Origin of the sequence: Pseudomonas sp. R11F (genome assembly GCF_050312575.1) — a bacterium.
GTDB classification, from domain to species: domain Bacteria; phylum Pseudomonadota; class Gammaproteobacteria; order Pseudomonadales; family Pseudomonadaceae; genus Aquipseudomonas; species Aquipseudomonas palleroniana.
In genome coordinates this window covers 1-25,778 of record NZ_JBNPJU010000080.1, presented here as the reverse complement: position 1 = coordinate 25,778, position 25,778 = coordinate 1, and the positions used below count along the sequence as shown (strand labels likewise).

Sequence of the window (25,778 nt, the reverse complement as noted above, 5' to 3'; positions counted from 1 at the left end):
ATCCGGCCCCACGACGCATTACCCTGATGGCCTTTATCAGACAACCGGAAGTCAGATACCCGTGCTCAAGCCTCTCGCCGCCATTGCCCTTGCCTGTACGCCTTTGTTGACCAGCGCCGCCGACCTGGCCGGGGTGTGGAAAGGCACCCTGGGCAAATCCGCCATCGTTGCCTGTTTCAACGGCGCCGATGGCGAGCACGGCAGTTATTACTATCAGCGCATCCTCACACCTATCCAGCTGACTCAAGCCAGCGACAACGCGCCCTGGGTGGAAGCCGGAAATACCGGTTTCTGGGCGCTGCAACCTCCGCAAGGCGATAGGCTTTCAGGCGCCTGGAGCAAAACCCCGGGCGGCACACCGCTGCCACTCAACCTGCAACGCGTCGACACGCAAGGCTGTGGCAGCGACGCCTACAACGCGCCCATGGAAGCCGCGCCGCTACCGATCAAGACCGAGAAGAAAACCTTCGGCGAGCACCGCTATCAGCTCAAGACCCAAGGTGCCCAGGTCACGCTCAAGCTCGAGGGTGATGGCCCGGCCATCCAGAAGATCAACCAGCAACTCGCGGCCCTGGCCGTGAGCGACGATGATCAGAAGGAGTATTTGCAGGAACGGCGCGAGTACCTGGGCCGCAACGGCTCGGCCTACACCAGCGAAATTGAAGTGGCGCCCACGTACTGGTCATCTCAATTCATGACCGTCAGGTTTTACCGATGGGCCGCAGGCACCGGCGCCGGCGGCATCAGTTGGGGCCTGCACTCATGGGATCTGCAAACCGGTGAAAGCGTCGATCCCTGGGCATGGCTTGGCGGGCGCCAGGAGTGGTATGACGCCTACGCCGGGCACGTGAAGCTGCCGGCCAAATTCAGCCAATGGCTGGCCGGGCAGACCACTACCGACGAAAGCTGCCCGGCGATCACCAGCTATTCCACCTTCGACCTGAGCTTCAACACCCAAGGCTTGCAGCTCGCGACGCGCGCCACGGGTGACGGCTGCGATAACGAGCTGAATTTCACCTGGGAGCAATTGACACCGGTGCTGACCGAGGCAGGCAAAGCGGCGTTGCCCCGCTTGAAACAGCCCTGAACGGCAGGCTCGGCCAGCCTTACAAAAACCTCACATTGATTCACCAAATATTAAGAATCGCTTTCGTATACTGCTGGATCGCCCAGGACCGATCCCCCGATCGGTCCCCTTTTCCGGTAGCCAGATTCCATGACGCGCCCCGCCTCTCTGCTGCTTCTTCTCGCTGGACTGTTATTTTTCTGCGCCCTTGGCGGCCATGAGCTGCAAGGCTCCACCGAAGCCCGCGTCGCCGGGATCGCCATGGCTATGCACCTGGACAATGACTGGGTGATCCCGCGCCTGTTTCGCGAACCCTTCCTGGAAAAACCGCCCCTGAGCCTCTGGCTGGACGCCGGCGCCATTCGCCTGTTTGGCGCGTCGACCTGGGCGGTGCGCCTGGCTTCGGCGTTTGCCGGCTTGTTCAGCGTGATGCTGTTCTACGGCATGCTGCGCAAGTTTGGCCGGCCCAAGTCGCTGGCGTTCTGCGCCGCGTTGATCCTGGCGACCATGGCCAGCTACTGGGGCAATGTGCGCGGCGTGGGTGAAGACTCATTGCTCAGCCTCGGTGTGACCACCGCGCTGCTGGCGTTCTACCAGGCGATGCGGCCCGAGTCCGAGCGCCAGGGCTCCAACACGTGGGCCTGGGCACTGTTTACGCTGGGCATGGTCATCGCCACCCTGAGCAAGGGTGTGCTGGGCCTGGCGATGCCGGGCATCGTGATCTTCGTGTACCTGGCCGCGACCAGCGTGATGGACAAGCGCCTGCGCATCGGCGATTGGCTCAAGCCGGCGCTGTTTACGCTGTTGGCGTTGGTGCCGCTGCTGATCTGGCTGGGGTTCCTGTACCAGCGTGGCGGGATGCAGGCGGTCGGTGAGGTGCTGTGGACCAACAGCGTCGGGCGCTTCAGCGGTTCATTTGTGGAAGCCGGGCATTACGAGCCGTTCTACTACTACCTCGCGAAATTGCCTCAAGCGTTTTTGCCGTGGAACATCCTGGTGTACCTGGGCCTGTGGCACTTTCGCAAAAGCCTGGTGCGCAATCGCTACCGTCTGTTTTTCAGTGTGTGGCTGTTGGCGCAATTCACCCTGCTGACCCTGGCCTCCAGCAAGCGCACCGTGTACCTGATGTCGCTCACACCGGCCGCGGCCGTACTCGCAGCCGAATACGGGCGGGTGCTGTTGGAACGCTTGAAAGAGCGCAAGCCTGGCGTGTACCGCTACCACCGCCAGGTGATCGGCGGCGTATTCGGTGTACTCATTGCCTGCTATATGAGCGCTGCATTCTGGTTCGCGCCCAAGGCGGACGCCGTGGAGTCATTCGTGCCGGTGATCAGCCAGCTCCAGGCACTGCAGGCAGAAGGCCGGGAAGTCGCAATATTCCAACCTAACGAACGGATCTTCGGTGCCGGGGTGTTCTACATGCAAGCGTACGTGCCCATCCTGCAAACCGAAGCCGAGTTGCGCGCCTTCCTCACGGCCAAACCGGGTAACGTGGCGCTGATGGATCACACCGACCGGCTGAATGAAAAGGTCACGGTGATCAAGCAGATGGCAATCGGCCGCCAGCCTTACTACTTCGCGGAGCAGTAAGGCCGGCGCGGGTCATCAGTGCTTGGTGACCTTGTCCAGGTAACCCATGGCGAACGCCGAGATCACGAAGGTCATGTGGATGATCACGTACCACATCAGGTGTTGTGGATCGACGTTCTTGGCATCCATGAAGATGCGCAACAGGTGGATGGAAGAAATCGCCACGATGGACGCCGCCACTTTCATCTTCAGCGAGGAGGAGTCCATGGTGCCCAGCCAGTTGAGCTTTTCCTTGTTCTCATCGATATCCAGCTGCGAGACGAAGTTCTCGTAGCCGGAAATCATCACCATCACCAGCAAGCCGCCAACCAGGGCCATGTCGATCAACGACAGCAGCACCAGGATCAAGTCGGACTCGGCCATCGAGAACACGCTCGGCAGCAGGTGCACCACTTCCTGGAAGAACTTCAACGCCAGCGCCAGCAACCCCAGGGACAAGCCGAAATAGATGGGCGCCAGCAGCCAGCGCGAAGCGTACATAGCATTTTCGATAAAACGTTCCATTGGATCTCACACAGCTTGGCTAAAAATGGCCGCGAGTATACCAGCCGCTACCTGATCGCTGTCACCGCGAGAAAACTGACCCAGGTGGCATCTGTAAGAGATTTTTTCTGCTAGTGTCGAGCCCATGAACTCGGCTCGATGATGTCGGACAGGAAGACTCAGATGATGGATGTGCGATCCCCTTTGGCCAGCCTCGGCCTGTGTGCGGCGTTGCTGATCGCCAGCGGCTGCTCACCCAAAGAAGAGCAGAAACAGGCGACCCTCGAAGAGAAAACCGCAAAATTCGAACAGTCACTGGACAGCATCCAGGCCCCCAAGCTGCGGGACGCCATCGCCGACCTTGGCGGTTCGCTGCTGCTGCTGGAACGGGCCCGCGTCAAACTTGCCAACAAGCCGATCGAAGCCGAATACGGCGAAGACACGCTGGCCTTGCTCAAGCATTACCCCACGCCCCAAGCCTTGGTGGACACCTACATCAACGGCCTGTTCGTGCTGCGCAAGACCTCCCATTCCGACTACCTCACGGATTTGCAGCCGGTCTTCCCGTTCAGCTTCAACAGCCCCGACCAGTTCCCCTTCCCTCACAGCCTGGAATGGCAGTCGGTGACGTTGAGCAACAACAAGGTGATCCCCTTCCAACCGGAATGGTCGGAAACCGATCCTGGCATTCAACTGAGCCCGAGCAGCTCCAACCTGACCAACCCCGACGACCTTACGGTGAGCTACCCGTTTATCGAAGGGGTCGAGACGGACAACAAGAGCCAGCCCCAACCAGTCAGCCTCAAAGGCACGGTTGACGTGGTGGCACCGGGCAAGGTGCTGACCTTTGACTTGTCAAAAAAGGACGTGGGCCGCAAGCGCACCGAAGGCAACATCACCCTCAACCTGGTGTTGCTTGAAAAAAACTACGCCGAGATCGAGCTGACCAACAGCGAGCCCCTGGCCGCCGAAGTCGGCGACGACTCGCCTAACCCGTTGCTGGTGCAGGCACGTGACAGCACCGGGCAGTTTCTGACGCGTTCGGGCTCAATCAACGAAAGTGCCGCGCAAGTGGCGTTCTATGAGCAGCAGTTGGCCGAGATGCGCAAGCAGAAGACGTGGTCCGATGCTTTCGAGAAGCAGCTCACCGACGAGCAAAAAGCCTTTGAGCACAAGCAGACCAGCCATTATGCCAAGGTGTATTTCAATGGCCTGATCGACACGCTGCAGGTCAACGTCCTGGATTTTTCCAAAGCCACACTGACGCATAAGGACCTGGACCTGCCGGTGATGCGCTTCGACAAGAACAGCCTGCAGAATACGGTGCAAGCCTTGCCGATGCCCGTTACGGTGTACGACGACAGCGCCGCCGGCTGGCTCAAAGACGCAAGCATGAGCGAAGACCAGCTGAAAAAAAGCATCACAATCAGCCAGTCGACCGACGATGCCAGTGCTGCCAGGATCGTGTTTGACCACCCCTTCACCTTCAATGACGAACTGGTGGGCAACGACCACAGCAGCAGCGACGAACCCATCACCTTCTTCACCGCGGACGAAAAAGGCGAACGTGGCGAACCCATCGAGCTGCCCAGCGAAGCCTTTGAGCTGGACCCGGCGCGAGGCACGCTCACCTACGACCTCAACCTGTTCCCGGAAACCCCGGCATACGTGGTGGGCTCGATTCCCTTGTTCCTGGCGAACATCGAGAAAAGCACGATTGACGTCGCCAAACTGCCCAAGGGCCTGACGCTTAAAGACAACGCCCTGATCGTCGACCAGAAGGCATTCCCTTCCGACAGCTGGCGCTTCTACGCCAAGGACGCCAGCGGCAACTATCTCAAGGAAATCCTCGGTGTCAGCCACCGTGCAGAGGAATACGGCACGGCCATGTTCGACGTGCATTATTTCTATGGCCAACCGACCACTCTGGAAAGCTACCAGCGCACCGACCTGAGCACCGTGCAATACGGCTTTGAGGTCAAGTTGGACAAGCCCGAGAGCCAATAACCTGGCTACAGCGCCAGGCGTTCCTGGCTACCGTTGAGCTGTCGCAGATGGGCCTGCATATGCAGGCACCAGATCTGCGGATCGTCTGCCTGCTCGTAACCGTGCAGGGTCAGGCTGTCGACAATCGACTGAAGAATGGTTTCTGCCACGAAGGGTCCATGAAACGGGCCTTGGGACTTGATGGTGGAAGGCTGTTCGCCGGTCATTCCGGCGGCAAACAACAACGTCCACATCCCGTTATCCCCAGCCAGAGGACGAATGGAGCATTCGATACGGGTGACCAGGCCCAGGCACTGGCGGGTAAGGCTGAGGTTGCGCGACATGGCGGCGACCCTCGGTAGATCGGTGTTCAACCTCAGGCACATGGCGAGGCTGTTTCTATCCTGCGACTCCTGTGGATATCCCTTAAGTTGAGAATAGAGGAAAACCACAACAAACCAAGGTTGTAGGGACCAACGGGCATCGCCTCCCAAGAAGCGTCAATTTATTGGCTGGCCACCCCCAAAAAATACACCGCCAACCCAATGTGGGAGGGGGCTTGAACTGGTCAAGTAATCTTGGACACTGATTACGGTTCACGCCGCCAACCTTTCCTTCACGACCGGCGACCTGTAGTCGTTATAGCTGTGAGGCCTGCTGATGTTGTAGCGCGAGACATAGCGCTGCACATCTGCCCGGGCCTCATGCTCCAGTTGGTAGCCCGCTTCAGGCACCCACTCGGACTTCAAACTACCAAAGAAACGCTCCATCGGGGCATTGTCCCAGCACTCGCCTTTACGGCTCATACTTTGCCTAAACCGATGTTTCACAAGCGCATTTCGGAATTTATGGCTGGTGTACTGGCAACCTTGATCAGAATGAAACAACACATCCTGGGGATGGCCGCGCAGCTCAACCGCCATGCGTAGCGCTTCGCAGGTCAGGTTGGCATCAGAAATCATCGAGAACGACCACCCTACGATCCTGCGAGCGTACAGATCCAGAACGGCGGCGAAGTACATCCATCGCTTGCCCACCTTGATGTATGTCACGTCGCCACACCACACCTGATTAACCGCCGTCACATCAAATTTTCGCTTGAGCACGTGCGGCGCCACCAAGGCCTCCACACCCGGCGATTTGTACTTATGGCGCCGGCGCTGACGACTAGCGATGCCAGCTTCGCGCATCAAACTGCGAGCCATATAACGCCCGATACGATGCCCTTTGGCTTGTAGCTCCTTGGACAAAGTACGTGCGCCGGCCGACTCTCTGGACGCCTTGTGGTGCCTGACCAGCGCGGCTTTGAGCTTGTCCCGTTCAGGATTTGCTCTGCCTTGGCGCTGGCGCCAGGCGTAAAAGCTACTGCGGTTGACCCCAAACGCCCGGCAACACTTTTTAACGCCGTACTGCTCGTCCAGCTCATCGATCAGCGTGAATGATCTTTGGCGTCCAAAAGCAGGAGAGCACTGGCCTTTTTTAGGATTTCGATATCCAGGTCTTTCTCTCTGAGCAGAGCTTTGAGTCTCTGGATTTCTCGTTGATCAGCGGTAATCGCCTTGGCCCCCACCGGAGTCGAGCCCAAGCGCTCTTTTTGCACTTGATCAACCCAACGGCGCAGGGCTGTGGGGCCGATATCCAGGCTGGCACAGACTTCGGTAACCGGCTGACCTTCATCCAGCACCATGCTGGCAGCCTTGAGCTTGAACTCACTCGAATAAGATTTACGCATATCCAAACACCTGAGATTTGGGCGCTATCATAGCGCCCGATTGAAGTGTCCAAAATCATTAGGCCAGTTCAGCTTGCTCCCGATAGCGGAGTGTCAGTCAACCTATTCAGTGATGACACCGCTATCGGGAGCAAGCCCCCTCCCACACTTCCCGCGTCAAACCCAAATTCAGTTGGGTGGGGTTTCGGCCAGGGCTTGCTGTGCCAGCTCTTTCTCGGCTTCCTTCAGGTCTTCCTCGCTGATCATCTCCGCAATCGCCCGCAGGCGCTCAACCACCCGTGCATTCACGCTGCCTTCCGGGAATTGCCCTTCGGCATCCGGCTCGCCGGCAGGCTCGCCCACCAGCAGGCTCAAGGCCTCATCCGCCTGACGCACGGCATAGATGTGGAATTGGCCGTTGCGCACCGCCTGCAACACCTTCTCGTCGAGCATCAGCGTGGCGACGTTGGCCTGGGGAATGATCGCCCCTTGCTCGCCGGTCAACCCACGGGCCTCGCAGAGGCGGAAGAAGCCTTCGATCTTCTCGTTGACCCCGCCCACCGCCTGCACTTCACCAAACTGGTTGATCGAACCGGTGATCGCAAAACACTGCTTGAGCGGCGTTTTCGACAACGCCGAAATCAACGTGCACGCCTCGCCCAGGGACGCGCTGTCGCCGTCCACGTAACCGTAGGACTGCTCCAGCGCGATACTCGCCGAGATCGCCAGCGGGAATTCCTGGGCATACCGGCTGCCCAGGTAACCGGTGAGGATCATCACGCCCTTGGAGTGAATCGGCTGGCCGAGGTTAACTTCACGCTCGATGTCGACGATGCCACTGCCGCCGGGATACACCGTGGCGGAAATCCGCGCCGGCACGCCGAAGGCCGAATCGCCGACTTCCAGCACTGTCAGCCCGTTGCACTTGCCGACGGCTGCACCGGCAGTGTCGATCAGGATCACCCCGGCGAGCATGTCGTCGAGAATCCGCGCCGACACACGCCCGGTGCGCGTGGCCTTGGCCTTGAGCGCACGTTCGATATGGCCGGCGTCGGTCATTTCGTCACCCGCCAGATGGCGAATGAAGTCCGCTTCGCTGACCAATTGGAACAAATCGCCAATCCGCGCCGACAAACGCCCCTGATGTTCCGCCAGCCGCGCACTGTAGGTGGCCAGGCGCGCCACCGCATCCGAGGTCAGCGGTGCCATGCCTTCTTCTGACGTGCGGGTTTTAAGCAATTGGGCGAACTGCTCCAGGCTTTCGTCGACCATCGGGATGTCTTCGTCGAAGTCCACCAGCACGCGGAACATCTCCTGGAAGTCCGGATCGGCGTCCTGCAACGCGTAGTAGAGCTGGCGCGAACCGATGATGATGACCTTGACCTGCAACGGAATCATCTGCGGGTTGAGGGTCACGGTGGCCAAGCGGCCCAGCTCGCCCAGGGGCGACTCCATCTTCAACTTGCGCGATTGCAGGGAACGCTTGAGCGCGTCCCACACAAACGGCTCGCCGAGCATTTTTTCCGCTTCAAGGATCAGGAAACCGCCATTGGCACGGTGCAGGGCACCCGGGCGCAACTGGCGATAAGTGGTGTAGAGCGCGCCCTGGTCGGTGCTGTATTCGATACGACCGAACAGGTTGTCGTAGGTCGGGTGCGGTTCGAAAACCACCGGCGCGCCACCGTTGGTCGGGTGGCCCACCACCAGGCTCGGGCAGTATTGCTCCTCGAGCAGCTTGCGGGCCTGGGCGTCGGTCTTGGCATCGTCCACCAGTTGCTCGACCACGGTCTTGAGCAGGTACACCTGCATGGCTTGCAGGTAACCGCAGACGGCGGCGTTTTCCGCGTACTTTTCCGACAGCGGAGCGAGCAATGGCTGCAGGGCCAGGGTGATGGTTTCTTCGTTGAATTGGCGCAGTTGGTTATTCGACTCACGCTTCCACTGCGGCAGGCTGGCCAGTTCCTCGTTGAGGCGCTCTTCCAGCTCGGAGATATCCGTATGGAAACGCTCGCGGTCGGCTTCCGGCAATTGCGAGAACTCGGCTTCGTCCAGCGCCTTGCCGTCGAGCATCGGCGTGAAGGCGATGTTGGAGCTGTCGCGATACAGCGCTACGTCTTTTTCCAGGGCCAGGCGTTCGATGACGTCCAACGCCTTGTCGTAGCGCTGGTTGAAGGCGCGGTCGATGGCGCTTTTGCGCTGTTGATAAGTCGGGTGTTCGAAGACCGCCGGGAAAGTCGCCACCAGGTTGTCGACCAGAGCGTTGATATCGGCGATGAACGCTGCGGCGGCGCCGCCTTGCAGCTCCAGGGCACGCGGTTCGCGCGGCTCATCGAAATTATTCACATAGACCCAGTCCGCCGGGGTCTGCAGGCGTTTGCCTTCGGCCTTCAGGTAGCGTTTGACGAACGAAAAGCGGCCAGTACCGGGCTCACCCATGACAAACACGTTGTAACCGGGGCGTGGCATGGCCACACCGAACTGCAAGGCTTCGACCGCACGTTCCTGGCCAAGCACACCGCGAAAAGGCTCCAAATCATTGGTGGTCGAGAAGCTGAACTGTTCAGCGGAGAAAGGGCGAGTCAGCGCTTCGGGCGCTAGACGCAAGCTGGCAGCAACAGGATCAGGCATCGGGCTTCCTTACATCAGGCGGGGCAGATGACGGCATTCTGGCTCTCGCTTGCGCGCTATGGCAAGGCGCGCCGTTGGGAAAGCTGCGCTGCGGTAGGCGCCCTGCAAAAAAAATCGCGATAAGGCCGATTGTTTTATAAAAAATAACGGAACCCCAGGATCATGCCTAAACTCCAAACTGCGCGGGTTGGACTAATAACTGGCCCCTTAGGGCGCTGCGAAGCGCCTGAACCCCTTGTCCATTGGTTTGCACACAAAGAGAACAAAGCTATGAAACGGATCCTTCTTGGTACTCTCTTCACCGTTGTCTCCCTCAATGCTATGGCAGAAGCACCAGGCGGCCCGAACTGCGGTTGGGGCAACATGCTGTTCGAAGGCCAGCGCGGTACTCCGGCGCACTTCCTCGCGTCGACCACCAACGGCACCTCGGGTAACGCCACCTTCGGCATGACCTCGGGCACCAACGGCTGTAACACCAACAGCAAGCTGACCTACGGCGGCAAGTCCTGGATTGCCATGAATGGCATGATGAACGAGCTGTCCGAAGACATGGCCAAAGGCAATGGCGAAGCACTGACCACCTACGCGGTGGTACTGGGCGTAGCCCCTGAGGACCGCGAGCACTTTGCGGCAGTGACCCACGAGCACTTCCAGCAGATCTTCAGCAAAGCTGACGTGACCGCCGACGACGTGCACACCAACACCCTCGCTGTACTGAAAGGCGATGCCCGCTTGGCGAAATACGCGACCCAAGCTTAAGCTCGACCCGCCCGCGTCTTGCGAGACGCGGGCCTTATTTTTTGGACCCGCCCCCCTTTGGGTCTCACTTATTCCGACTTAAGTTGCCCCTATGCTCAAACGCTTTGCCTGGTTGGCACTCTTCGCTTGCGCCCCGCTGTATGCGGCCGCGCCTATTGATGATCAACGTTTGCAGCAACTGGCCAACGACCCGTTCTGGCTATCTTTGGGCCATTACGAAGCCGGCAAAATCAGCGGCTGGCGCAGTTATGTCAGCGACAAGAAATTCTTCATTGCTGCCGATGGCGCACACCACCCGGATGCCGAACTCAAGGCCACCGTCCAGGCGCTGTACCAACCTGCGAGCCTAGGTGAAAAACACGCCCAATGCGTGTACCCCGCACGGACCCGCTGGCTCAAGGACCAGTTGCACCTGACCGACCTGCCCGCCGTGGACTGCACAGAGTTCAAGCAATGGTTCAAAGACGTCGCGCCCCACAGCGCCGTGATGATCTTCCCGGCTGCCTACCTCAACAGCCCGTCGTCGATGTTCGGTCACACGCTGCTGCGCATCGACCAGGCTGACGTGCAGAGCAACAACACCGCCCTGCTCAGCTATGCAATCAACTTCGGCGCCTATATCGAAGGCTCCGACAACAGCATTCTTTACGCCTGGAAGGGCCTGATGGGCGGTTATCCCGGCCTGTTCGCACTGGTGCCCTACCAGGAGAAACTCTCGGAGTACCGCAGCCTCGAAAACCGCGACCTGTGGGAATACCGCCTGAACCTGACCCAGGTCGAAACCGAACGCATGGTCGAGCACGTGTGGGAGCTCAAGCAGATCCAGTTCGACTACTTCTTCTTCGACGAAAACTGCTCGTACCGCCTGCTGGAGCTGCTGCAAGTGGCCCGCCCCGGCTTGCGCCTGACGGAGCAATTCCCGCTGACCGCCATTCCAACCGACACCGTCAAGGCGGTAAAGGATGCGGGGCTGGTCGAGAAGATCGACTATCGCCCGTCCCGCGAGCGCGAGTTGCTGGAGCGCGCCAAACCACTGGATGGCGATGAACAGCAATGGGTGCTGAAAATCAGCGACGACCAGAAGCAATTGCAGGCGCCGGCCTTCAAAGCCCTGCCCCGCGAGCGCCAGGCGCTGATCATCGACGCGGCCTACCGCCTGGGTCGCTACCGCGCCAATGGCCTGGAGCGCGACACCGAACGCTCCCAGCGCAGCTTCGAACTGCTGCGCGCCATCAACCAGAACCCGGCGCCCGACCTCAAGATCGAACGCCCCGGGCTGCCCGAGAACGGCCACGAGTCACGCACCTGGCAGGCCGGCATCGGCACACGTGGCAGCAAGACCTTCGGCGAATACGGCCTGCGCATGGCCTACCACGACCTCAACGACAACGCCGAAGGCTTCCCGCTTGGTGCACAGATCGAAATCCTGCAAATGAAACTGCGCCAGTACGAAGGCAACCACTGGCAGCTGCAGCAACTGGACCTCGCCACCATCCGCTCCCTGACCCCGCGCAACGCCCTTTTGCAACCCTGGTCATGGCAAGTCACCGGCGGCCTGGAACGCGTGCCGGGCAAGCACGACGACCAAACCCTGGTGGCCCACGTCAACGGTGGCGCCGGCAGCACCTGGCAATTGAGTGACGACATGCTCGGCTTCGCCCTCGGCACCGTACGCGTGGAGCATAACAACGACTTCAGCGAAGCCATCTCCCCTGCAGCCGGGTTCAACACCGGCGTGCTGTGGAAAAATCCGTTGGGGAATCTGAGCCTGGAAGCCAAGGGCGACTTCTTCACCAATGGCGAAGTGCGGCGCAGTATCAGCCTGAACCAGCAATGGGAGTTGTCACGTAACCTCGGATTACGCTTGAGTGCGCAGCGCGAGTACAGCCACCTGTCGACGCCGATGAATGAAGTGATGCTTGAAGTGAAGTGGTACCACTACTGATTCCAAGTGTGGGAGGGGGCTTGCTCCCGATAGCATTGCATCAGCCAAGTAGCCAGTGACTGACACACCGCTATCGGGAGCAAGCCCCCTCCCACATTTCGGCTCGCGTATATTCAGCTACATCGCATTGCCCGCCCATTCAGGAGCTCAACCAACATGGCTGTTACCTGCACCACCCTCGAAGAAGTCCGAACCCACATCGACCACCTCGACCAACAAATCGTCACCCTGCTGGCCGAGCGCGGCCGCTACGTCTCCCAGGCCGCACGCTTCAAAAAAGACACCGATGGCGTCAAGGCGCCCCAGCGGGTTGAACAGGTGATCGCCAAGGTAAGAGGTTTATCGCAGACCGTGGGCGCCAACCCTGAAGTCACTGAACAGGTGTATCGCGCGATGATCGCGGCGTTTATCGAGCAGGAATTGGCGGAGCATGCAGTGCTGACAAACTAAACCGTCATCTACGCATACAAATTCGCAACCCACTTCTAACCCTTTGATAAATATGAGGGAAATTTCGGACAAATTTTTAGCTTTTTTCAATCAATCCAAAATGCCTCTTACTTCATTCTCTTTATGGGATTTTATGACTAGTATCGGATGGCAAATCAAATTGCCACCACCCCATCTATACACGGATCTGAATAGGTAAGAGGCTCACCATGGATTTCTTTGAAAAGCTAACCAGCTTGGCAGCAAAAGTGCGGTTACAAGGCCCCGCCATCCAAACAGAAGAAGCGACAAAAAATGCTTTCGTAATGCCTTTCATCAACACCGTATTGGGCTACGACGTATTTGATCCACAGGAAGTGACACCAGAATTTGTCTGTGATATTGGGACAAAGAAGGGTGAAAAAATTGACTACGCAATCATGAAAAATGGTGAAGTCCAAATACTCATCGAATGTAAAAAGATTGGCGAGTCATTGAGCATCAATCACGCCTCACAGCTTTTTCGGTATTTCCATGTTACGAGTGCAAGAATTTCAATTCTCACTAACGGCCAGGTCTACAGGTTTTTTACCGACTTGGACGCTCCCAACAAAATGGACGAAAAGCCATTTTTAGAGTTGGACCTACTGGATATTGATGAGTACGCCGTACCGGAATTGATTAAACTTACCAAGTCGGCTTTCGATGTTGACTCCATCATCAATGCTGCCGGAGAACTGAAATACGTCAGCCAACTCAAAAAACTCATCGGCGCCCAAGTTATCAAGCCAGAGGATGACTTCGTAAAATTTTTCGCATCTCGTGTTTACGAAGGCGTGATCACGCAAAAAGTGCGTGAGCAGTTTTTCGAACTGACTCGAAAAGCATTAGCACAATTCCTGAACGACCAGATCAACGAACGGCTGAAATCCGCAATGAGCGGTGCTATCGCACCGACAATGGCATCACTCCCCGTCGCGAACAGCGCGAACAGCGCGAGTGCAGATGTTCAGGACAGGAACGAGTCAGAAGACAAGATTCTAACGACGCTTGAAGAGCTAGAGGGTTATCACATCGTCCGAGCCCTCGTTAGATCAGTCGTTGATGCAAAACGGATAGTTCAACGGGATACCCAGAGCTATTTCGGAATACTGCTGGACGACAACAATCGCAAACCTATTTGCCGCCTTCACTTCAATCGCAGCCAAAAGTACCTCGGAATATTCGACGAGGAAAAAAATGAGACCCGGCACGCGATTTCGTCTATCGACGAGATTTACGAGTACGCGGAACAGCTGAAGAAGACAGTGGGCTATTACGACTGAAGGCCACATCGGCCTGCCTTGAGCCATTGGAAATCCTATGGCGAGCAGAGCAAGCCTGCTCGCCACATGCGTGGTCCTGGCGTTAAGTGTCGGGCGTCATCGCTTGGGTCAGGTCGTCCACGACGGCCTTACCCATCTCACACAGATAATGCGCAGCCCATGCGTATTGTTCGCCACGCACATCCATCGCAGCTTCCATAGCGAGTTTCTTGGAGTAGAAAAGCAAAGTAGAGGCGTGTTCCAGAGCCTCATCAATCGGCATGCCGGAATTGACGCGGAACAGTGGTTTTTCGTTTTCACCGTAGTCGCCGAAGGTAACGACGCCGAGAGTGGTGATTGAAGATAGGGGCGGATCTGGGACGACTTTAGACATGGTGTACCTACTAAGTGAGATGAAGGACCACCACAACACGTCGCTAAACATATAGGGGTGGCAGCTGTACGCAGGTTAGCGAACCGGTCACCTAGACACCCGGCAGATCCGAAGATCTCCCGCGCACAGCCGCCATAACACGTTATCGACAGGCGTAAAAAATTCCTGCCAAGTGTGTAAAGAGGATGAATCTTAGTGATTCGGGTCGCTAAACCCGGTCGCTGTTTTCACAGCGAAGCCAGGAGACTAGTGACCCAAACCGTAAGGCACAATAGATCGGAGATTCTCTAGGAATCGTCCTGCAAATTAAAGAGAATCATCGTTGATGGCCCTTTAACCCAACACCGTTCTCACACCCCTTTCACGCCGCCCCGACAAATTCCCTTCTAGACTTCCCCTATCAGCCGTGAAACGGCCAGGGAGCGAGCAATGTGGCGGTATGCGGTAATGCTGTGTGCGGCAGTGTGGTTGTCGGGTTGCCAGTCCACCCATCAAGAGTTGTTGGCCAAGGGTTATCCACCGGCCTTTGCCGATGGCTTCGATGATGGTTGCAGCAGCGGTCGCCAGGCGGCCGGGGTGATCAGCGGGGAGTTTCGCAAGAACGTGCCGCGTTATCTGAAAGACCGCGAATACGCCGCGGGTTGGGAAGATGGCTTTCGCCAGTGCAAGGCCATGCGTGAGAACGAAGAGCTGCGTGACTACAAGGACAACCACTGGGACGAGCGTGAGCGCGCCTGGCAGCAGGAAAAGGACCGCGACGCCGCCCGGGCTTATCGCTCGCAATAGGTCGCTTTCAGACATCCGCCGAAACTAAAGCGCGGCGAACATGGCCCAAGCTCCATAGAGGGAGAATGTCATGAGCCGAGCTTTTGTTAATGAAGACAACGCCGCCGCCCAGGCCGACCAGCCGGTGGAACGTCAGGTCAGCGGCCAGCCCAATCGCCTTACCGCCCAAGGGCTGGCGCAGTTGCAGGCCAGGGTTGCGCAATTGCAGCACGCGTACAGCGCCGAAGCCGCCAAGGGCGAGCAGGCCGACAAACAGCGCCAGGCCGACCTTGAGCGGGATTTGCGTTACTTCAATCAACGCGTCCAGAGCGCTCAGGTGGTGCCTCCCGCCTTGTCGACCGACAAGGTGCAGATCGGCAGTTGGGTGACCTTTGCCAATGAGCAAGACGAGCAGCAACGCATTCAACTGGTCGGAGAAGACCAGGCCGATGCCCACGCCCATTTGATCAACTGGGGCTCGCCGCTGGGCCGCGCGTTGCTGGGCGCCCAAGTGGGCGACGAGGTGCTGTGGAAGCGCCCCGTCGGCGATCAGTTGATCGAAGTGATGCGTATCGAGCCCGAGGCTTAGACGATGCCTTGGGCCAGCATCGCGTCGGCCACTTTCACGAAGCCTGCGATGTTCGCGCCCTTCACGTAGTTGACCCGGCCGTTTTCTTCGCCGTAGTGCACGCAGGCGTGATGGATCGACTGCATGATGTTGTGCAGCTTGCTGTCCACTTCACCGGCGGTCCACAACAGGCGCATGGCGTTCTGCGACATTTCCAGGCCACTCACGGCCACGCCACCGGCATTGGACGCCTTGCCCGGCGCAAACAGGATGCCCGCGTCGATGAAGAGATCCACTGCCTCCAGCGTGGTCGGCATGTTGGCACCTTCGGCCACGCAGAGGCAGCCGTTGCGCAGCAGGGTACGGGCGGCCTCGGCGTCGAGTTCGTTCTGGGTGGCACACGGCAGGGCAATATCGCAGGCCAGTTCCCAAGGGGTTTTGCCCTTACGGAATTCCAGGCCGAAGCGTTCAGCCAGCTCAATGATGCGACCTCGCTGCACGTTTTTCAGCTCCAGCAGTGCCGACCATTGTGCCTCGCTCAAACCGCTTTCGGCGTACAGGGTGCCCTCGGAGTCGGACAGGGAAATCACCTTGCCGCCCAGGTCCATCACCTTACGCGCCGCGTATTGCGCGACGTTGCCGGAACCCGAGATGGCCACGCGCTTGCCTTCAACGCGCTGGCCGTCGCGCTTGAGCATTTCTTCGGCGAAGTACACGCAACCGAAACCGGTGGCTTCAGGTCGGATCAGGCTGCCGCCGTAGGTCATGCCCTTGCCGGTCAGCACGGAGGTGAACTGGTTGCTCAGGCGCTTGTACTGGCCGAACAGGAAGCCGATTTCACGCGCGCCCACGCCGATATCGCCGGCGGGTACGTCCACGTCAGCGCCGATATGGCGGTACAACTCGCTCATGAAGGCCTGGCAGAAACGCATGACTTCGGCATCGCTCTTACCTTTCGGGTCGAAGTCCGAGCCGCCTTTGCCGCCGCCCATGGGCAACGAGGTCAGGGAGTTTTTGAAGGTCTGTTCGAAGGCGAGGAATTTCAGTACGCCGAGGTTCACCGACGGGTGAAAACGCAAGCCGCCTTTATAGGGGCCGATGGCACTGTTCATCTGGATGCGGAACCCGCGATTGACCTGGACCTTGCCGTGATCATCCACCCAAGACACCCGGAAGGTAATGGCGCGTTCCGGCTCACAGATGCGCTCGAGAATGCCCGACGTCAGGTAGTGGGGATTGGCTTCAAGAAACGGCCACAGGCTGCGTAGGACCTCTTCCACGGCTTGGTGAAATTCCGGCTGGTCGGGGTCGCGTTTCTTGAGGCGAGCGAGGAAGGATTCGACGGATTCGATCATGAAAAGTCTCGGCAATTTTATTGTAATCAGGGTCGATTTGACCCGGACCTTAACAATTCATATCGCACCTGAAAAGCGCAAAATGTCGCCTTTGTGAATTTAAATGGTGCATTGGATATAAATAAGCAGGCTTTTTCGCACCAAAAAAGTGATTTCAACCTGAGGCATGCACCAACAGTTGGAGCACTATCGGGAGCAAGCCCCCTCCCACATTTGATTGGATTCCAGCCTTTGGAATGCGGTCGAATGTGGGAGCGGGCTTGCTCGCGAACGAATCCACCTCAGTCCTCCTGGAAAAAAGCAAAAAAAAACGGAGCCCGAAGGCTCCGTTCCTTTATCCACCCGCCGAATCAGGCCAGTTTCTTGTGCCGCACACGGTGCGGCTGGGCAGCTGCTTCGCCCAGGCGCTTTTTACGGTCCGCTTCATACTCGGTGTAGTTGCCTTCGAAGAACACCGCTTGGGAGTCATCTTCGTACGCCAGGATGTGGGTCGCGACGCGGTCAAGGAACCACCGGTCGTGAGAGATCACAATGGCGGCGCCCGGGAAGTCCAGCAGGGCTTCTTCCAGGGAACGCAGGGTTTCAACGTCGAGGTCGTTGGACGGTTCGTCGAGCAGCAGCACGTTGCCGCCCTCTTTCAGGGTCAGGGCCAGGTGCAAGCGACCGCGCTCACCACCCGACAGGTCCTTGACGAACTTCTGCTGGTCACCGCCCTTGAAGTTGAAGCGCCCCACGTAGGTACGCGACGGGATTTCATAGTTGCCGATGCGGATCTGGTCGGAACCGTCGGAGATCTGCTGGAACACGGTCTTGCTGCCGTCGAGGTCGTCGCGGCTTTGGTCCACACAGGCAAGCTGCACGGTTTCGCCGATCTCGATGCTGCCGGAGTCCGGTGTCTCCTTGCCCATCAGCATGCGGAACAGCGTGGACTTACCCGCACCGTTACCACCAATAACGCCGACGATCGCGCCTTTTGGCATGGAGAACGACAGATTGTCGATCAACACGCGGTCACCATAGCCTTTGGTGACGTTCTTGAATTCGATGACCTTGTCACCCAGCCGCGGGCCGGCCGGGATGTAGATCTCGTTGGTTTCGCTGCGCTTCTGGAATTCCTGCGATTGCATTTCTTCAAAGCGTTGCAGACGTGCCTTGGATTTGGACTGGCGGGCCTTGGCGCCTTTGCGCACCCATTCCAGTTCTTCCTTCATGGCTTTTTCGTGGGCCGATTGCTGCTTGGATTCGGCGGCCAGACGCTCGGACTTGGCTTCCAGCCAACCGGAATAGTTGCCCTCGTAAGGAATACCGGCGCCGCGGTCGAGTTCCAGAATCCAGCCGGCAACGTTGTCCAGGAAGTAGCGGTCGTGCGTGATCGCAACCACGGTGCCCGGGAAATCGTGAAGGAAGTGCTCCAGCCAGGCGACGGAGTCGGCATCCAGGTGGTTGGTCGGTTCGTCGAGCAGCAGCATGTCGGGCGCCGACAGCAGCAGGCGGCACAGGGCCACGCGACGCTTTTCACCACCGGACAGGTGTTCGACCTTGGCGTCCCACGCCGGCAGGCGCAGCGCATCGGCGGCGACTTCCAGCTGGCGCTCCAGGTTATGGCCATCGCCCGCCTGCAAGATGGCTTCGAGCTTGGCCTGTTCAGCGGCAAGCTTGTCGAAGTCGGCATCCGGTTCGGCGTAAGCGGCGTAGACCTCGTCCAGGCGCGCCTGGGCGTCCTTGATCACGCTGACGGCCTCTTCGACCACTTCACGTACGGTCTTGGCCGGGTCCAGTTGCGGCTCCTGCGGCAGGTAGCCAATGTTCAGTTCCGGCATCGGGCGGGCTTCGCCTTCGAACTCGGTGTCGACGCCGGCCATGATTTTCAGCAACGTGGACTTACCCGAACCGTTGAGGCCGAGCACGCCGATCTTGGCGCCAGGGAAGAAGGACAGCGAAATGTTTTTCAGGATTTCCCGCTTCGGCGGAACAACTTTTCCCAGCCGATGCATGGTGAAGACGTATTGAGCCATGGTAAACCTAGCGTCAGTGACTGATGGATTAAGCGGGCGAAGCCCGTGCAGGCCATGCGCCACGCGGGCCGTTGACGGAAATCAATGCCTGCGTGCGGAAAAAGCCTGAATGTCTGGGGCTGGAACGCCCCCGCGTAACCGGCAAAGCTACCTCAATGCGCTTGGTCAGTCCAGCCAAGCGGGACTGGCACTTTGCCACAACTCAAGGCATGCTAGCCGCCCTTCGGGCGTCCGGCTTATAGTGCACGTCGCGCGCCAGTCCAGCCAAACCGCAGGATCACAGCTTGTCCAAAGTCACGCCGCCAACTCCCTTGCGCGCCGCTCATATTGCGCCGGGAGCGCCCCTGCACGGCACCCTCAAAGGCGCGTTGGCGACGCTTGTCCTCATGCTGCTCGCCCTATTGTTCTGGCAGTTGCTGGACCAACTGCAGCAAAACCAGAAAAACCAGCAGCAGTACACCATCGATTACAGTGCCGACCTGGCTGAACAGATCAGCCTGAACATGGCCCTGAGCGCGCAGATCGCCCTCAACCTGCTGCCCATTGTCGAGCCGCCAAGCACTCCCGAGCAGCAACAAGCCTTGATGCGCAGCTTACAGCGCTCCTTGCCGGAGCTGCGCAGCTTCGCCCTGCTCGCGCCCAGCGGCGCGATGATCAGCGATACCGCCAGTGACAGCCAGGACGGCGCCTGGCTGGAAGAACTGGTCAAGCGCAGCCATTCCCAGTCCTATTACCTGAGCAACAACAAGGACGGCACCCTCATCTATCTGCTGCTGCACCAGCCCAGCGGCGGCTCGAAGATGTATTGGGCCTTGCGCCTGGCCCCCGGCTACCTGACCAACCTCACGCCCCAGGACGGCCAGGGCCAACGCCCGATGTGGGCGATCGAGAACCGCCTGAACCAGCGTGTGGTCAGCCGTGACAGTGGAATGCCGGCTCACTGGCCTGCTGCGCTGACCCCGGACGAGCTGGATAAAAGCGTACTGGTCACGCCCTTGAGCAAAAGCGACTGGCAATTGCGCGGGCTGTTCGACCGCAGTGCGGTGCTGGAGCAACTGCTGCCGGCGTTTATCGGCAAATGCCTGCTGGGCCTGGCCTTCTCGCTGGTGCCGGTGATCGTGCTGCTGAACATGCGTCGCCGCCAACGCCAGGTGCATGAAGGCCGGCGGCGCTATCAGGACATTTTCGAAGGCACCGGCGTGGCCCTGTGCGTGCTGGACTTGTCGGGCCTCAACAGCTTTTTTGACAAGCCCTACCTGCAGACCCGCGAGCAACTGAATCTTTGGCTGCAGGACAACCCCCACGGGCACAAGCAGTTGCTCAAAGAGTTACGCATCACCGAGGTCAACCAGGTTGCGGTGCGCCTGCTCAACGTGTCGTCCTGCGAGGAAGCCTGGCAGCGGTTGATCAATGATTGCCCGGACAACGCCACGTCCATCGGCCACCAGATACTCGAAGCGTTGCGCACTCACCAGAACCAGCTGGAGCTGGAAATCCGCTGCAAGGACCTGGCCGGCAACGAGCAATACCTGTGGCTGGTCATGCGCCTGCCGGAGCAGCAGGACGATTTTAATGCGGTGATCCTGAGCATCAGCGATATCACCAGCCGCAAGCTGATCGAGCTGTCGCTGGTGGAGCGCGAAAGCTTCTGGTCGGACGTGGTGCGCACCGTGCCCGACCACCTGTATGTGCAGGACGTCATCAGCCAGCGCATGATCTTCAGCAACCACCATTTAGGCCACACCCTGGGCTACAACAAGGCCGAACTGCAGCAAATGGGTGAGTATTTCTGGGAAATCCTGCTGAACCCCGAAGACGCCGAGTACTACCACGACCTGCGCCAGCAACAGCGCCAGGCCGGTTATTCGACCCAATTGCAATGCCAACTGCGCTTTCGCCATCGCAATAACCAGTGGCGGCGCTTCGATATCCGCGAGCAAGCCCTGGCACGCGACAAGAGCGCAGTGGTCACGCGGATCATCGGCGTGGCCAAGGACATTACCGACCAGATCGAAGCCAGCGAATCCCTGCGCGACAGCGAGCAGCGCTACCGCATGCTGGCCGAGAGCATCAGTGACGTGATCTGCTCCACCGACAGCCAACTGGCCCTCAACTACATCAGCCCGTCGGTCAACGCCGTGCTCGGGTATGACGTGGACTGGGTGTTCAAGAACGGCTGGCAGTCGATTATCGCCAACCCGCAGCAATTGACCGGCATTTATACCCTGATGGAGCAAGTCAGCCGTGCCCTGGGTGATGCCGACGCCCTGAATACCCTGCGCGATGAAGTACAGACCCAGTTGTTCCTGTTCGACTGCCTGCGCGCCGATGGCCGCAAGGTGCCGATCGAGTTGCGCCTGGTGCTGGTGTGGGATGAGCACGGCGCGTTCGAAGGCATCCTCGGCGTGGGCCGCGATATCAGCCAGCAACGCCGTGCGGAGAAAGACCTGCGCATGGCGGCCACGGTATTCGAACACTCGACGTCGGCGATCCTGATTACCGACCCGGCGGGTTATATCGTGCAGGCCAACGAGGCGTTCAGCCGGGTCAGCGGGTATGACGTGGCGGATGTGCTCGACCAGTTGCCCAACATGCTCACCGTCGACGAACAACAGGAAGCTCATCTGCGCTACGTGCTCAAGCAGTTGCACCAGCACAGCACCTGGGAAGGCGAAGTGTGGCTCAAGCGTCGCAACGGCGAACATTATCCGGCCTGGGTCGGCATTACCGCCGTGTTCGACGATGAAGGCGACCTGGCCAGCTACGTGTGTTTCTTCAGTGATATCAGCGAGCGCAAGGCCAGCGAACAACGCATCCACCGCCTGGCGTATTACGACGCCCTGACCCACCTGCCCAACCGCACGCTGTTCCAGGACCGCCTGCACACGGCGTTGCAGTCGGCCGAGCGGCAAAAGTCGTGGGTGGTGCTGATGTTCCTCGACCTCGACCGTTTCAAGCCGATCAACGACTCCCTGGGCCACGCCGCCGGCGACCGCATGCTCAAGGAAATGGCCACCCGCCTGCTGGGCTGTGTCGCCGAGGACGACACCGTGGCGCGCATGGGCGGCGACGAGTTCACCTTGCTCCTGCAACCGCGGGTCAGCCGTGAGATGGCGTTGAACCGTGCGATCACGGTGGCCGAGCAGATTCTCGCCAGCCTGGTGCGGCCTTTTGTACTGGAAGGCCGCGAGTTTTTCGTGACCGCCAGTATCGGCATCGCCTTGAGCCCTCAGGACGGCAACGAGCTGAGCCAGCTGATGAAAAACGCCGACACCGCGATGTATCACGCCAAGGAGCGCGGCAAGAACAACTTCCAGTTCTACCAGGCCGACATGAACGCCAGCGCCCTGGAGCGCCTGGAGCTGGAAAGCGACTTGCGCCACGCGCTGGAGCAGAACGAATTCGTGCTTTATTACCAACCGCAATTCAGCGGCGACGGCAAACGCCTGACGGGCGCCGAGGCCCTGTTGCGCTGGCGCCATCCCCGTCGCGGCCTGGTGCCACCAGGCGACTTTATCCCGGTGCTGGAAGAGTTGGGCCTGGTGGTGGATGTGGGCGACTGGGTGCTCAGTGAAGCCTGCCGTCAACTCAAGACCTGGCACCACAACAAGGTACGGGTGCCCAAAGTCTCGGTGAACATCTCGGCGCGGCAGTTCTCGGATGGCCAGTTGGGTGAGCGCATCGCCACCATCCTCAAGGACACGGGCCTGCCGCCGGCGTGCCTGGAGCTGGAGCTGACCGAAAGTATCCTGATGCGCGAGGTCAACGAAGCCCTGCAAATCCTCGCCGGCCTGAAAAACCTGGGCCTGAGCATTGCGGTGGATGACTTCGGCACCGGCTATTCGTCGCTCAATTACCTCAAGCAGTTTCCCATCGACGTACTGAAGATCGACCGTACCTTTGTCGACGGCCTGCCGTCAGGCGAACAGGATGCCCAGATCGCCCGCGCCATTATCGCCATGGCCCACAGCCTGAACCTGGCGGTGATCGCCGAAGGCGTGGAAACCCATGAGCAACTGGACTTCCTGCGTGAGCATGGCTGTGATGAGGTGCAGGGTTATCTGTTTGGGCGGCCGATGCCGGCCAACCGGTTCGAGGCGCAGTTCAGCAATGATGCGCTGTTCATGTTCGACTGAACTGGCCTCATCGCGAGCAAGCCCCCTCCCACACAATGGCACCGCTGATCCGTGGATGAGCCCCACTTGTCCGCGACATGATGTCCTTTCATATGCCATCTAAAACCCATTGAGTTAGAATGCCTTCCTTTTCTGCCCCCGATCCTTGAGGACCGCCATGTTCAGCCGTGATTTGACTATTGCCAAGTACGACGCCGATCTCTTCGCCGCCATGGAGCAAGAAGCTCAGCGCCAGGAAGAGCACATTGAGCTGATCGCTTCGGAAAACTACACCAGCCCTGCGGTGATGGAGGCTCAAGGTTCGGTTCTGACCAACAAATACGCCGAAGGCTACCCAGGCAAGCGCTACTACGGTGGTTGCGAGTACGTCGACGTGGTCGAGCAGTTGGCGATTGATCGCGCCAAAGAACTGTTCGGTGCCGATTACGCCAACGTCCAGCCGCACGCCGGCTCCCAAGCCAACAGCGCGGTGTACCTGGCCCTGCTGCAAGGCGGCGACACCATCCTGGGCATGAGCCTGGCCCACGGCGGTCACCTGACCCACGGCGCCAGCGTTTCCTCCTCCGGCAAGCTGTACAACGCCGTTCAATACGGTATCGATGCCAACGGCCTGATCGACTACGACGAAGTCGAGCGCCTGGCGGTTGAACACAAGCCGAAAATGATCGTGGCCGGTTTCTCTGCCTACTCGCAGATCCTGGATTTCCCACGCTTCCGCGCCATTGCCGACAAAGTCGGCGCTTACCTGTTCGTCGACATGGCCCACGTGGCGGGCCTGGTCGCCGCAGGCGTCTACCCGAACCCGGTGCCTTACGCTGATGTGGTCACCACCACCACCCACAAGACCCTGCGCGGTCCACGTGGCGGCCTGATCCTGGCTCGCGCCAACGCCGACATCGAGAAGAAGCTGAACTCCGCCGTCTTCCCAGGCGCCCAGGGTGGCCCGCTGGAGCACGTGATCGCGGCCAAGGCGATCTGCTTCAAGGAAGCCCTGCAGCCTGAGTTCAAGGCTTACCAGCAACAAGTGGTGAAAAACGCCCAGGCCATGGCCAAAGTGTTTATCGACCGCGGCTTTGACGTGGTATCCGGCGGTACTGAAAACCACCTGTTCCTGCTGTCGCTGATCAAGCAGGACATTTCCGGTAAAGATGCTGACGCTGCCCTGGGCAAAGCCTTCATCACCGTGAACAAGAACTCGGTACCGAACGACCCACGTTCGCCGTTCGTCACCTCCGGCCTGCGCTTCGGCACCCCGGCTGTGACCACTCGTGGCTTCAAGGAAGCAGAGTGCAAGGAACTGGCCGGCTGGATCTGCGACATCCTGGCTGACCTGAACAACGAAGCCGTGATCGACGCGGTCCGTGAGAAGGTCAAGGCCATCTGCAAAAAGCTGCCGGTATACGGCGCTTGATTGCAGTGGTTTGAATAAGAAGCCCGGCTCCAGAGCCGGGCTTTTTTATGCCATTTTCAATTTGAAATGCCATCAACTGTGGGAGGGGGCTTGCTCCCGATGGCGGTATGTCAGTGATAGATAACTGCCTGGCACCCCGTCATCGGGAGCAAGCCCCCTCCCACAGTTGCCTGTATTTCAAGTCAGGATTGGTAAACCTGCTGGAACCCGTCGCGAATCTTCTGTTCCGGCAACTCATCGGCAATGAACACGATCACACTCTCCCGCGCCTCGTCCTCGGCCCATTCGGTATCCCAATCGAACCCGTACAGCTTGAGCACGCCCTGGAACACCAGGCGTCGATCCTCCCCGGCAATGTTCAGCACGCCTTTGTAGCGCAGCAGTTGCTTGCCGTGATCTTCGAGCAACTCGTTCATGAACGCGCTGAGACGATCGATATCCAGCGGCTGGTCGGTGCGCAGCACCAGGCTTGAGATGCGGTCGATGGAAGGCGCGGCACTCACCGGGCGCAGTGTCATGCCGGCGTTGAGGTTGAAACCGCGAACATCGAGCAGTTCGGCCAGATCGATGGCGCCATGGTCCACCACACGAATCGGCGCACGGCGGTTGATGCGGGTCAGGCGCTGGCTCAGGGCGTCAAACGTCACGTCATCCACCAAATCACGCTTGCTCACCAGCAGGCGGTCGGCGAAACCGATCTGCGCCTGGGCGATGGTCTGGGTCAGGTGATGTTCGGCGTGGGCGGCGTCCACCAGGGTGATGATGCCGTCGAGGATGTAGCGCTCGCGCAGTTCTTCGTCGATGAAAAACGTCTGGGCCACGGGCGCGGGGTCGGCCAGGCCGGTGCATTCGATCACCAGGCGGTCGAAGGCGATCTCACCGCTGTCCAGGCGTTCAAGCAGCAGGTACAGGGCTTTGGTCAGGTCGGTGTGGATGGTGCAGCACACGCAGCCGTTCGACAGGGTCATGACTTGCACCGGCTCATCACCCAGGAGTTGGGTGTCGATACCGGCGTTGCTGAATTCGTTTTCGATCACGGCGATTTTCAGGCCGTGCTCGGCTTTTAGCAGGTGCCGCAGCAAGGTGGTCTTGCCGGCGCCCAGGAAACCGCTGAGGACCGTGACTGGAATGGGAGAGGACAAGCGCAATTCTCCTGAAGCAATACATAAACAAATGTGGGAGGGGGCTTGCTCCCGATAACGGAGTGTCAGCCACTAATAAGGTCACTGACAC

At 59.2% G+C, this 25,778-nt stretch carries 20 protein-coding genes; 11 read left to right on the top strand and 9 right to left on the bottom strand.

Going from position 1 to position 25,778, the window contains the following annotated elements; translation table 11 throughout:
* Positions 1-61: 61 nt before the first annotated feature.
* Both ACQRBV_RS27105 and ACQRBV_RS27100 read left to right on the top strand, forming a co-directional pair.
* Positions 62-1,087, top strand: a complete 1,026-nt coding sequence (locus ACQRBV_RS27105) for a hypothetical protein (RefSeq protein ID WP_411985598.1) — start codon at positions 62-64, stop codon at positions 1,085-1,087.
* Between the two features lie 129 nt (positions 1,088-1,216).
* The gene (locus tag ACQRBV_RS27100) at positions 1,217-2,656 is read left to right on the top strand and encodes an ArnT family glycosyltransferase (RefSeq protein WP_411985597.1); all 1,440 of its coding nucleotides are present in this window, start codon (positions 1,217-1,219) and stop codon (positions 2,654-2,656) included.
* A 15-nt stretch (positions 2,657-2,671) separates the two neighbouring features.
* Here the strand turns inward: ACQRBV_RS27100 and ACQRBV_RS27095 are convergent, their stop codons facing one another.
* Entirely contained in the window at positions 2,672-3,160 is a 489-nt protein-coding gene (locus tag ACQRBV_RS27095; protein WP_060752294.1) for a TIGR00645 family protein, read from the bottom strand.
* Positions 3,161-3,322: 162 nt separating this feature from the next.
* On the opposite strand from ACQRBV_RS27095, the gene ACQRBV_RS27090 reads away from it, so the two are divergent.
* Positions 3,323-5,146, top strand: coding sequence for a hypothetical protein (locus ACQRBV_RS27090; protein WP_411985596.1), 1,824 nt, complete (start codon positions 3,323-3,325; stop codon positions 5,144-5,146).
* 5 nt (positions 5,147-5,151) lie between these two features.
* Here the strand turns inward: ACQRBV_RS27090 and ACQRBV_RS27085 are convergent, their stop codons facing one another.
* The 4 genes from ACQRBV_RS27085 to ACQRBV_RS27070 form a co-directional block, all read right to left on the bottom strand.
* Positions 5,152-5,469 (bottom strand): hypothetical protein, encoded by a 318-nt coding sequence (locus tag ACQRBV_RS27085; protein WP_060752295.1) that lies wholly within the window; start codon positions 5,467-5,469, stop codon positions 5,152-5,154.
* 252 nt (positions 5,470-5,721) lie between these two features.
* On the bottom strand, positions 5,722-6,546 hold the full coding sequence (locus ACQRBV_RS27080; protein WP_411985623.1) for an IS3 family transposase: 825 nt from the start codon (positions 6,544-6,546) through the stop codon (positions 5,722-5,724).
* Between the two features lie 8 nt (positions 6,547-6,554).
* Entirely contained in the window at positions 6,555-6,857 is a 303-nt protein-coding gene (locus tag ACQRBV_RS27075; protein ID WP_014717988.1) for a transposase, read from the bottom strand.
* A 168-nt stretch (positions 6,858-7,025) separates the two neighbouring features.
* A complete protein-coding gene (locus ACQRBV_RS27070; RefSeq protein ID WP_411985595.1) occupies positions 7,026-9,464 on the bottom strand; it encodes a Lon protease family protein in 2,439 nt (812 codons plus the stop codon).
* Between the two features lie 270 nt (positions 9,465-9,734).
* Here ACQRBV_RS27070 and ACQRBV_RS27065 point away from each other — a divergent pair, with 270 nt between their 5' ends.
* The 4 genes from ACQRBV_RS27065 to ACQRBV_RS27050 all read left to right on the top strand — a co-directional run bounded on the left by ACQRBV_RS27065 (position 9,735) and on the right by ACQRBV_RS27050 (position 13,922).
* Positions 9,735-10,223: a DUF3015 domain-containing protein gene (locus ACQRBV_RS27065; RefSeq protein WP_060752297.1), complete on the top strand. Its 489-nt coding sequence runs from the start codon at positions 9,735-9,737 to the stop codon at positions 10,221-10,223.
* 91 nt (positions 10,224-10,314) lie between these two features.
* Complete coding sequence (locus tag ACQRBV_RS27060; protein ID WP_104996025.1) at positions 10,315-12,168, top strand: DUF4105 domain-containing protein; 1,854 nt, start codon at positions 10,315-10,317, stop codon at positions 12,166-12,168.
* A gap of 156 nt (positions 12,169-12,324) precedes the next feature.
* Positions 12,325-12,618, top strand: a complete 294-nt coding sequence (locus ACQRBV_RS27055) for a chorismate mutase (RefSeq protein ID WP_411985594.1) — start codon at positions 12,325-12,327, stop codon at positions 12,616-12,618.
* Between the two features lie 209 nt (positions 12,619-12,827).
* Positions 12,828-13,922: a type I restriction endonuclease gene (locus tag ACQRBV_RS27050; RefSeq protein ID WP_411985593.1), complete on the top strand. Its 1,095-nt coding sequence runs from the start codon at positions 12,828-12,830 to the stop codon at positions 13,920-13,922.
* 82 nt (positions 13,923-14,004) lie between these two features.
* On the opposite strand, the gene ACQRBV_RS27045 is transcribed toward ACQRBV_RS27050, so the two are convergent.
* Positions 14,005-14,295, bottom strand: coding sequence for a DUF3077 domain-containing protein (locus ACQRBV_RS27045; protein WP_411985592.1), 291 nt, complete (start codon positions 14,293-14,295; stop codon positions 14,005-14,007).
* A gap of 429 nt (positions 14,296-14,724) precedes the next feature.
* Here ACQRBV_RS27045 and ACQRBV_RS27040 point away from each other — a divergent pair, with 429 nt between their 5' ends.
* Both ACQRBV_RS27040 and ACQRBV_RS27035 read left to right on the top strand, forming a co-directional pair.
* Positions 14,725-15,081 (top strand): hypothetical protein, encoded by a 357-nt coding sequence (locus ACQRBV_RS27040; protein ID WP_060752300.1) that lies wholly within the window; start codon positions 14,725-14,727, stop codon positions 15,079-15,081.
* 70 nt (positions 15,082-15,151) lie between these two features.
* The gene (locus tag ACQRBV_RS27035; RefSeq protein ID WP_090365725.1) at positions 15,152-15,649 is read left to right on the top strand and encodes a GreA/GreB family elongation factor; all 498 of its coding nucleotides are present in this window, start codon (positions 15,152-15,154) and stop codon (positions 15,647-15,649) included.
* Here the strand turns inward: ACQRBV_RS27035 and gdhA are convergent.
* Together gdhA and ettA are read right to left on the bottom strand one after the other, a co-directional pair.
* Entirely contained in the window at positions 15,646-16,983 is a 1,338-nt protein-coding gene (gene gdhA / locus ACQRBV_RS27030) for an NADP-specific glutamate dehydrogenase (RefSeq protein WP_411985591.1), read from the bottom strand. The genes ACQRBV_RS27035 and gdhA overlap by 4 nt on opposite strands.
* A 350-nt stretch (positions 16,984-17,333) precedes the next feature.
* Entirely contained in the window at positions 17,334-18,998 is a 1,665-nt protein-coding gene (gene ettA, locus ACQRBV_RS27025) for an energy-dependent translational throttle protein EttA (RefSeq protein ID WP_060752303.1), read from the bottom strand.
* 284 nt (positions 18,999-19,282) lie between these two features.
* Between ettA and ACQRBV_RS27020 the strand changes: the two genes are divergently transcribed.
* Together ACQRBV_RS27020 and glyA are read left to right on the top strand one after the other, a co-directional pair.
* Positions 19,283-23,134: a sensor domain-containing protein gene (locus ACQRBV_RS27020; protein WP_411985590.1), complete on the top strand. Its 3,852-nt coding sequence runs from the start codon at positions 19,283-19,285 to the stop codon at positions 23,132-23,134.
* A 157-nt stretch (positions 23,135-23,291) separates the two neighbouring features.
* On the top strand, positions 23,292-24,545 hold the full coding sequence (glyA, locus tag ACQRBV_RS27015; protein WP_060752305.1) for a serine hydroxymethyltransferase: 1,254 nt from the start codon (positions 23,292-23,294) through the stop codon (positions 24,543-24,545).
* A gap of 182 nt (positions 24,546-24,727) precedes the next feature.
* Here the strand turns inward: glyA and yjiA are convergent, their stop codons facing one another.
* Positions 24,728-25,687: a GTPase gene (yjiA, locus tag ACQRBV_RS27010; RefSeq protein ID WP_411985589.1), complete on the bottom strand. Its 960-nt coding sequence runs from the start codon at positions 25,685-25,687 to the stop codon at positions 24,728-24,730.
* Between the last annotated feature and the right edge of the window lie 91 nt (positions 25,688-25,778).

What these genes read in the sequence shown, in the direction of transcription:
- ACQRBV_RS27100 (WP_411985597.1), top strand. Translation starts at nt 1,217, where the DNA reads ATGACGCGCCCCGCCTCTCTGCTGCTTCTTCTCGCTGGACTGTTATTT.
- ACQRBV_RS27095 (WP_060752294.1), bottom strand. Translation starts at nt 3,160, where the DNA reads ATGGAACGTTTTATCGAAAATGCTATGTACGCTTCGCGCTGGCTGCTG.
- ACQRBV_RS27090 (WP_411985596.1), top strand. Translation starts at nt 3,323, where the DNA reads ATGATGGATGTGCGATCCCCTTTGGCCAGCCTCGGCCTGTGTGCGGCG.
- ACQRBV_RS27085 (WP_060752295.1), bottom strand. Translation starts at nt 5,469, where the DNA reads ATGTCGCGCAACCTCAGCCTTACCCGCCAGTGCCTGGGCCTGGTCACC.
- ACQRBV_RS27075 (WP_014717988.1), bottom strand. Translation starts at nt 6,857, where the DNA reads ATGCGTAAATCTTATTCGAGTGAGTTCAAGCTCAAGGCTGCCAGCATG.
- ACQRBV_RS27070 (WP_411985595.1), bottom strand. Translation starts at nt 9,464, where the DNA reads ATGCCTGATCCTGTTGCTGCCAGCTTGCGTCTAGCGCCCGAAGCGCTG.
- ACQRBV_RS27065 (WP_060752297.1), top strand. Translation starts at nt 9,735, where the DNA reads ATGAAACGGATCCTTCTTGGTACTCTCTTCACCGTTGTCTCCCTCAAT.
- ACQRBV_RS27060 (WP_104996025.1), top strand. Translation starts at nt 10,315, where the DNA reads ATGCTCAAACGCTTTGCCTGGTTGGCACTCTTCGCTTGCGCCCCGCTG.
- ACQRBV_RS27055 (WP_411985594.1), top strand. Translation starts at nt 12,325, where the DNA reads ATGGCTGTTACCTGCACCACCCTCGAAGAAGTCCGAACCCACATCGAC.
- ACQRBV_RS27050 (WP_411985593.1), top strand. Translation starts at nt 12,828, where the DNA reads ATGGATTTCTTTGAAAAGCTAACCAGCTTGGCAGCAAAAGTGCGGTTA.
- ACQRBV_RS27045 (WP_411985592.1), bottom strand. Translation starts at nt 14,295, where the DNA reads ATGTCTAAAGTCGTCCCAGATCCGCCCCTATCTTCAATCACCACTCTC.
- ACQRBV_RS27040 (WP_060752300.1), top strand. Translation starts at nt 14,725, where the DNA reads ATGTGGCGGTATGCGGTAATGCTGTGTGCGGCAGTGTGGTTGTCGGGT.
- ACQRBV_RS27035 (WP_090365725.1), top strand. Translation starts at nt 15,152, where the DNA reads ATGAGCCGAGCTTTTGTTAATGAAGACAACGCCGCCGCCCAGGCCGAC.
- gdhA (WP_411985591.1), bottom strand. Translation starts at nt 16,983, where the DNA reads ATGATCGAATCCGTCGAATCCTTCCTCGCTCGCCTCAAGAAACGCGAC.
- ettA (WP_060752303.1), bottom strand. Translation starts at nt 18,998, where the DNA reads ATGGCTCAATACGTCTTCACCATGCATCGGCTGGGAAAAGTTGTTCCG.
- glyA (WP_060752305.1), top strand. Translation starts at nt 23,292, where the DNA reads ATGTTCAGCCGTGATTTGACTATTGCCAAGTACGACGCCGATCTCTTC.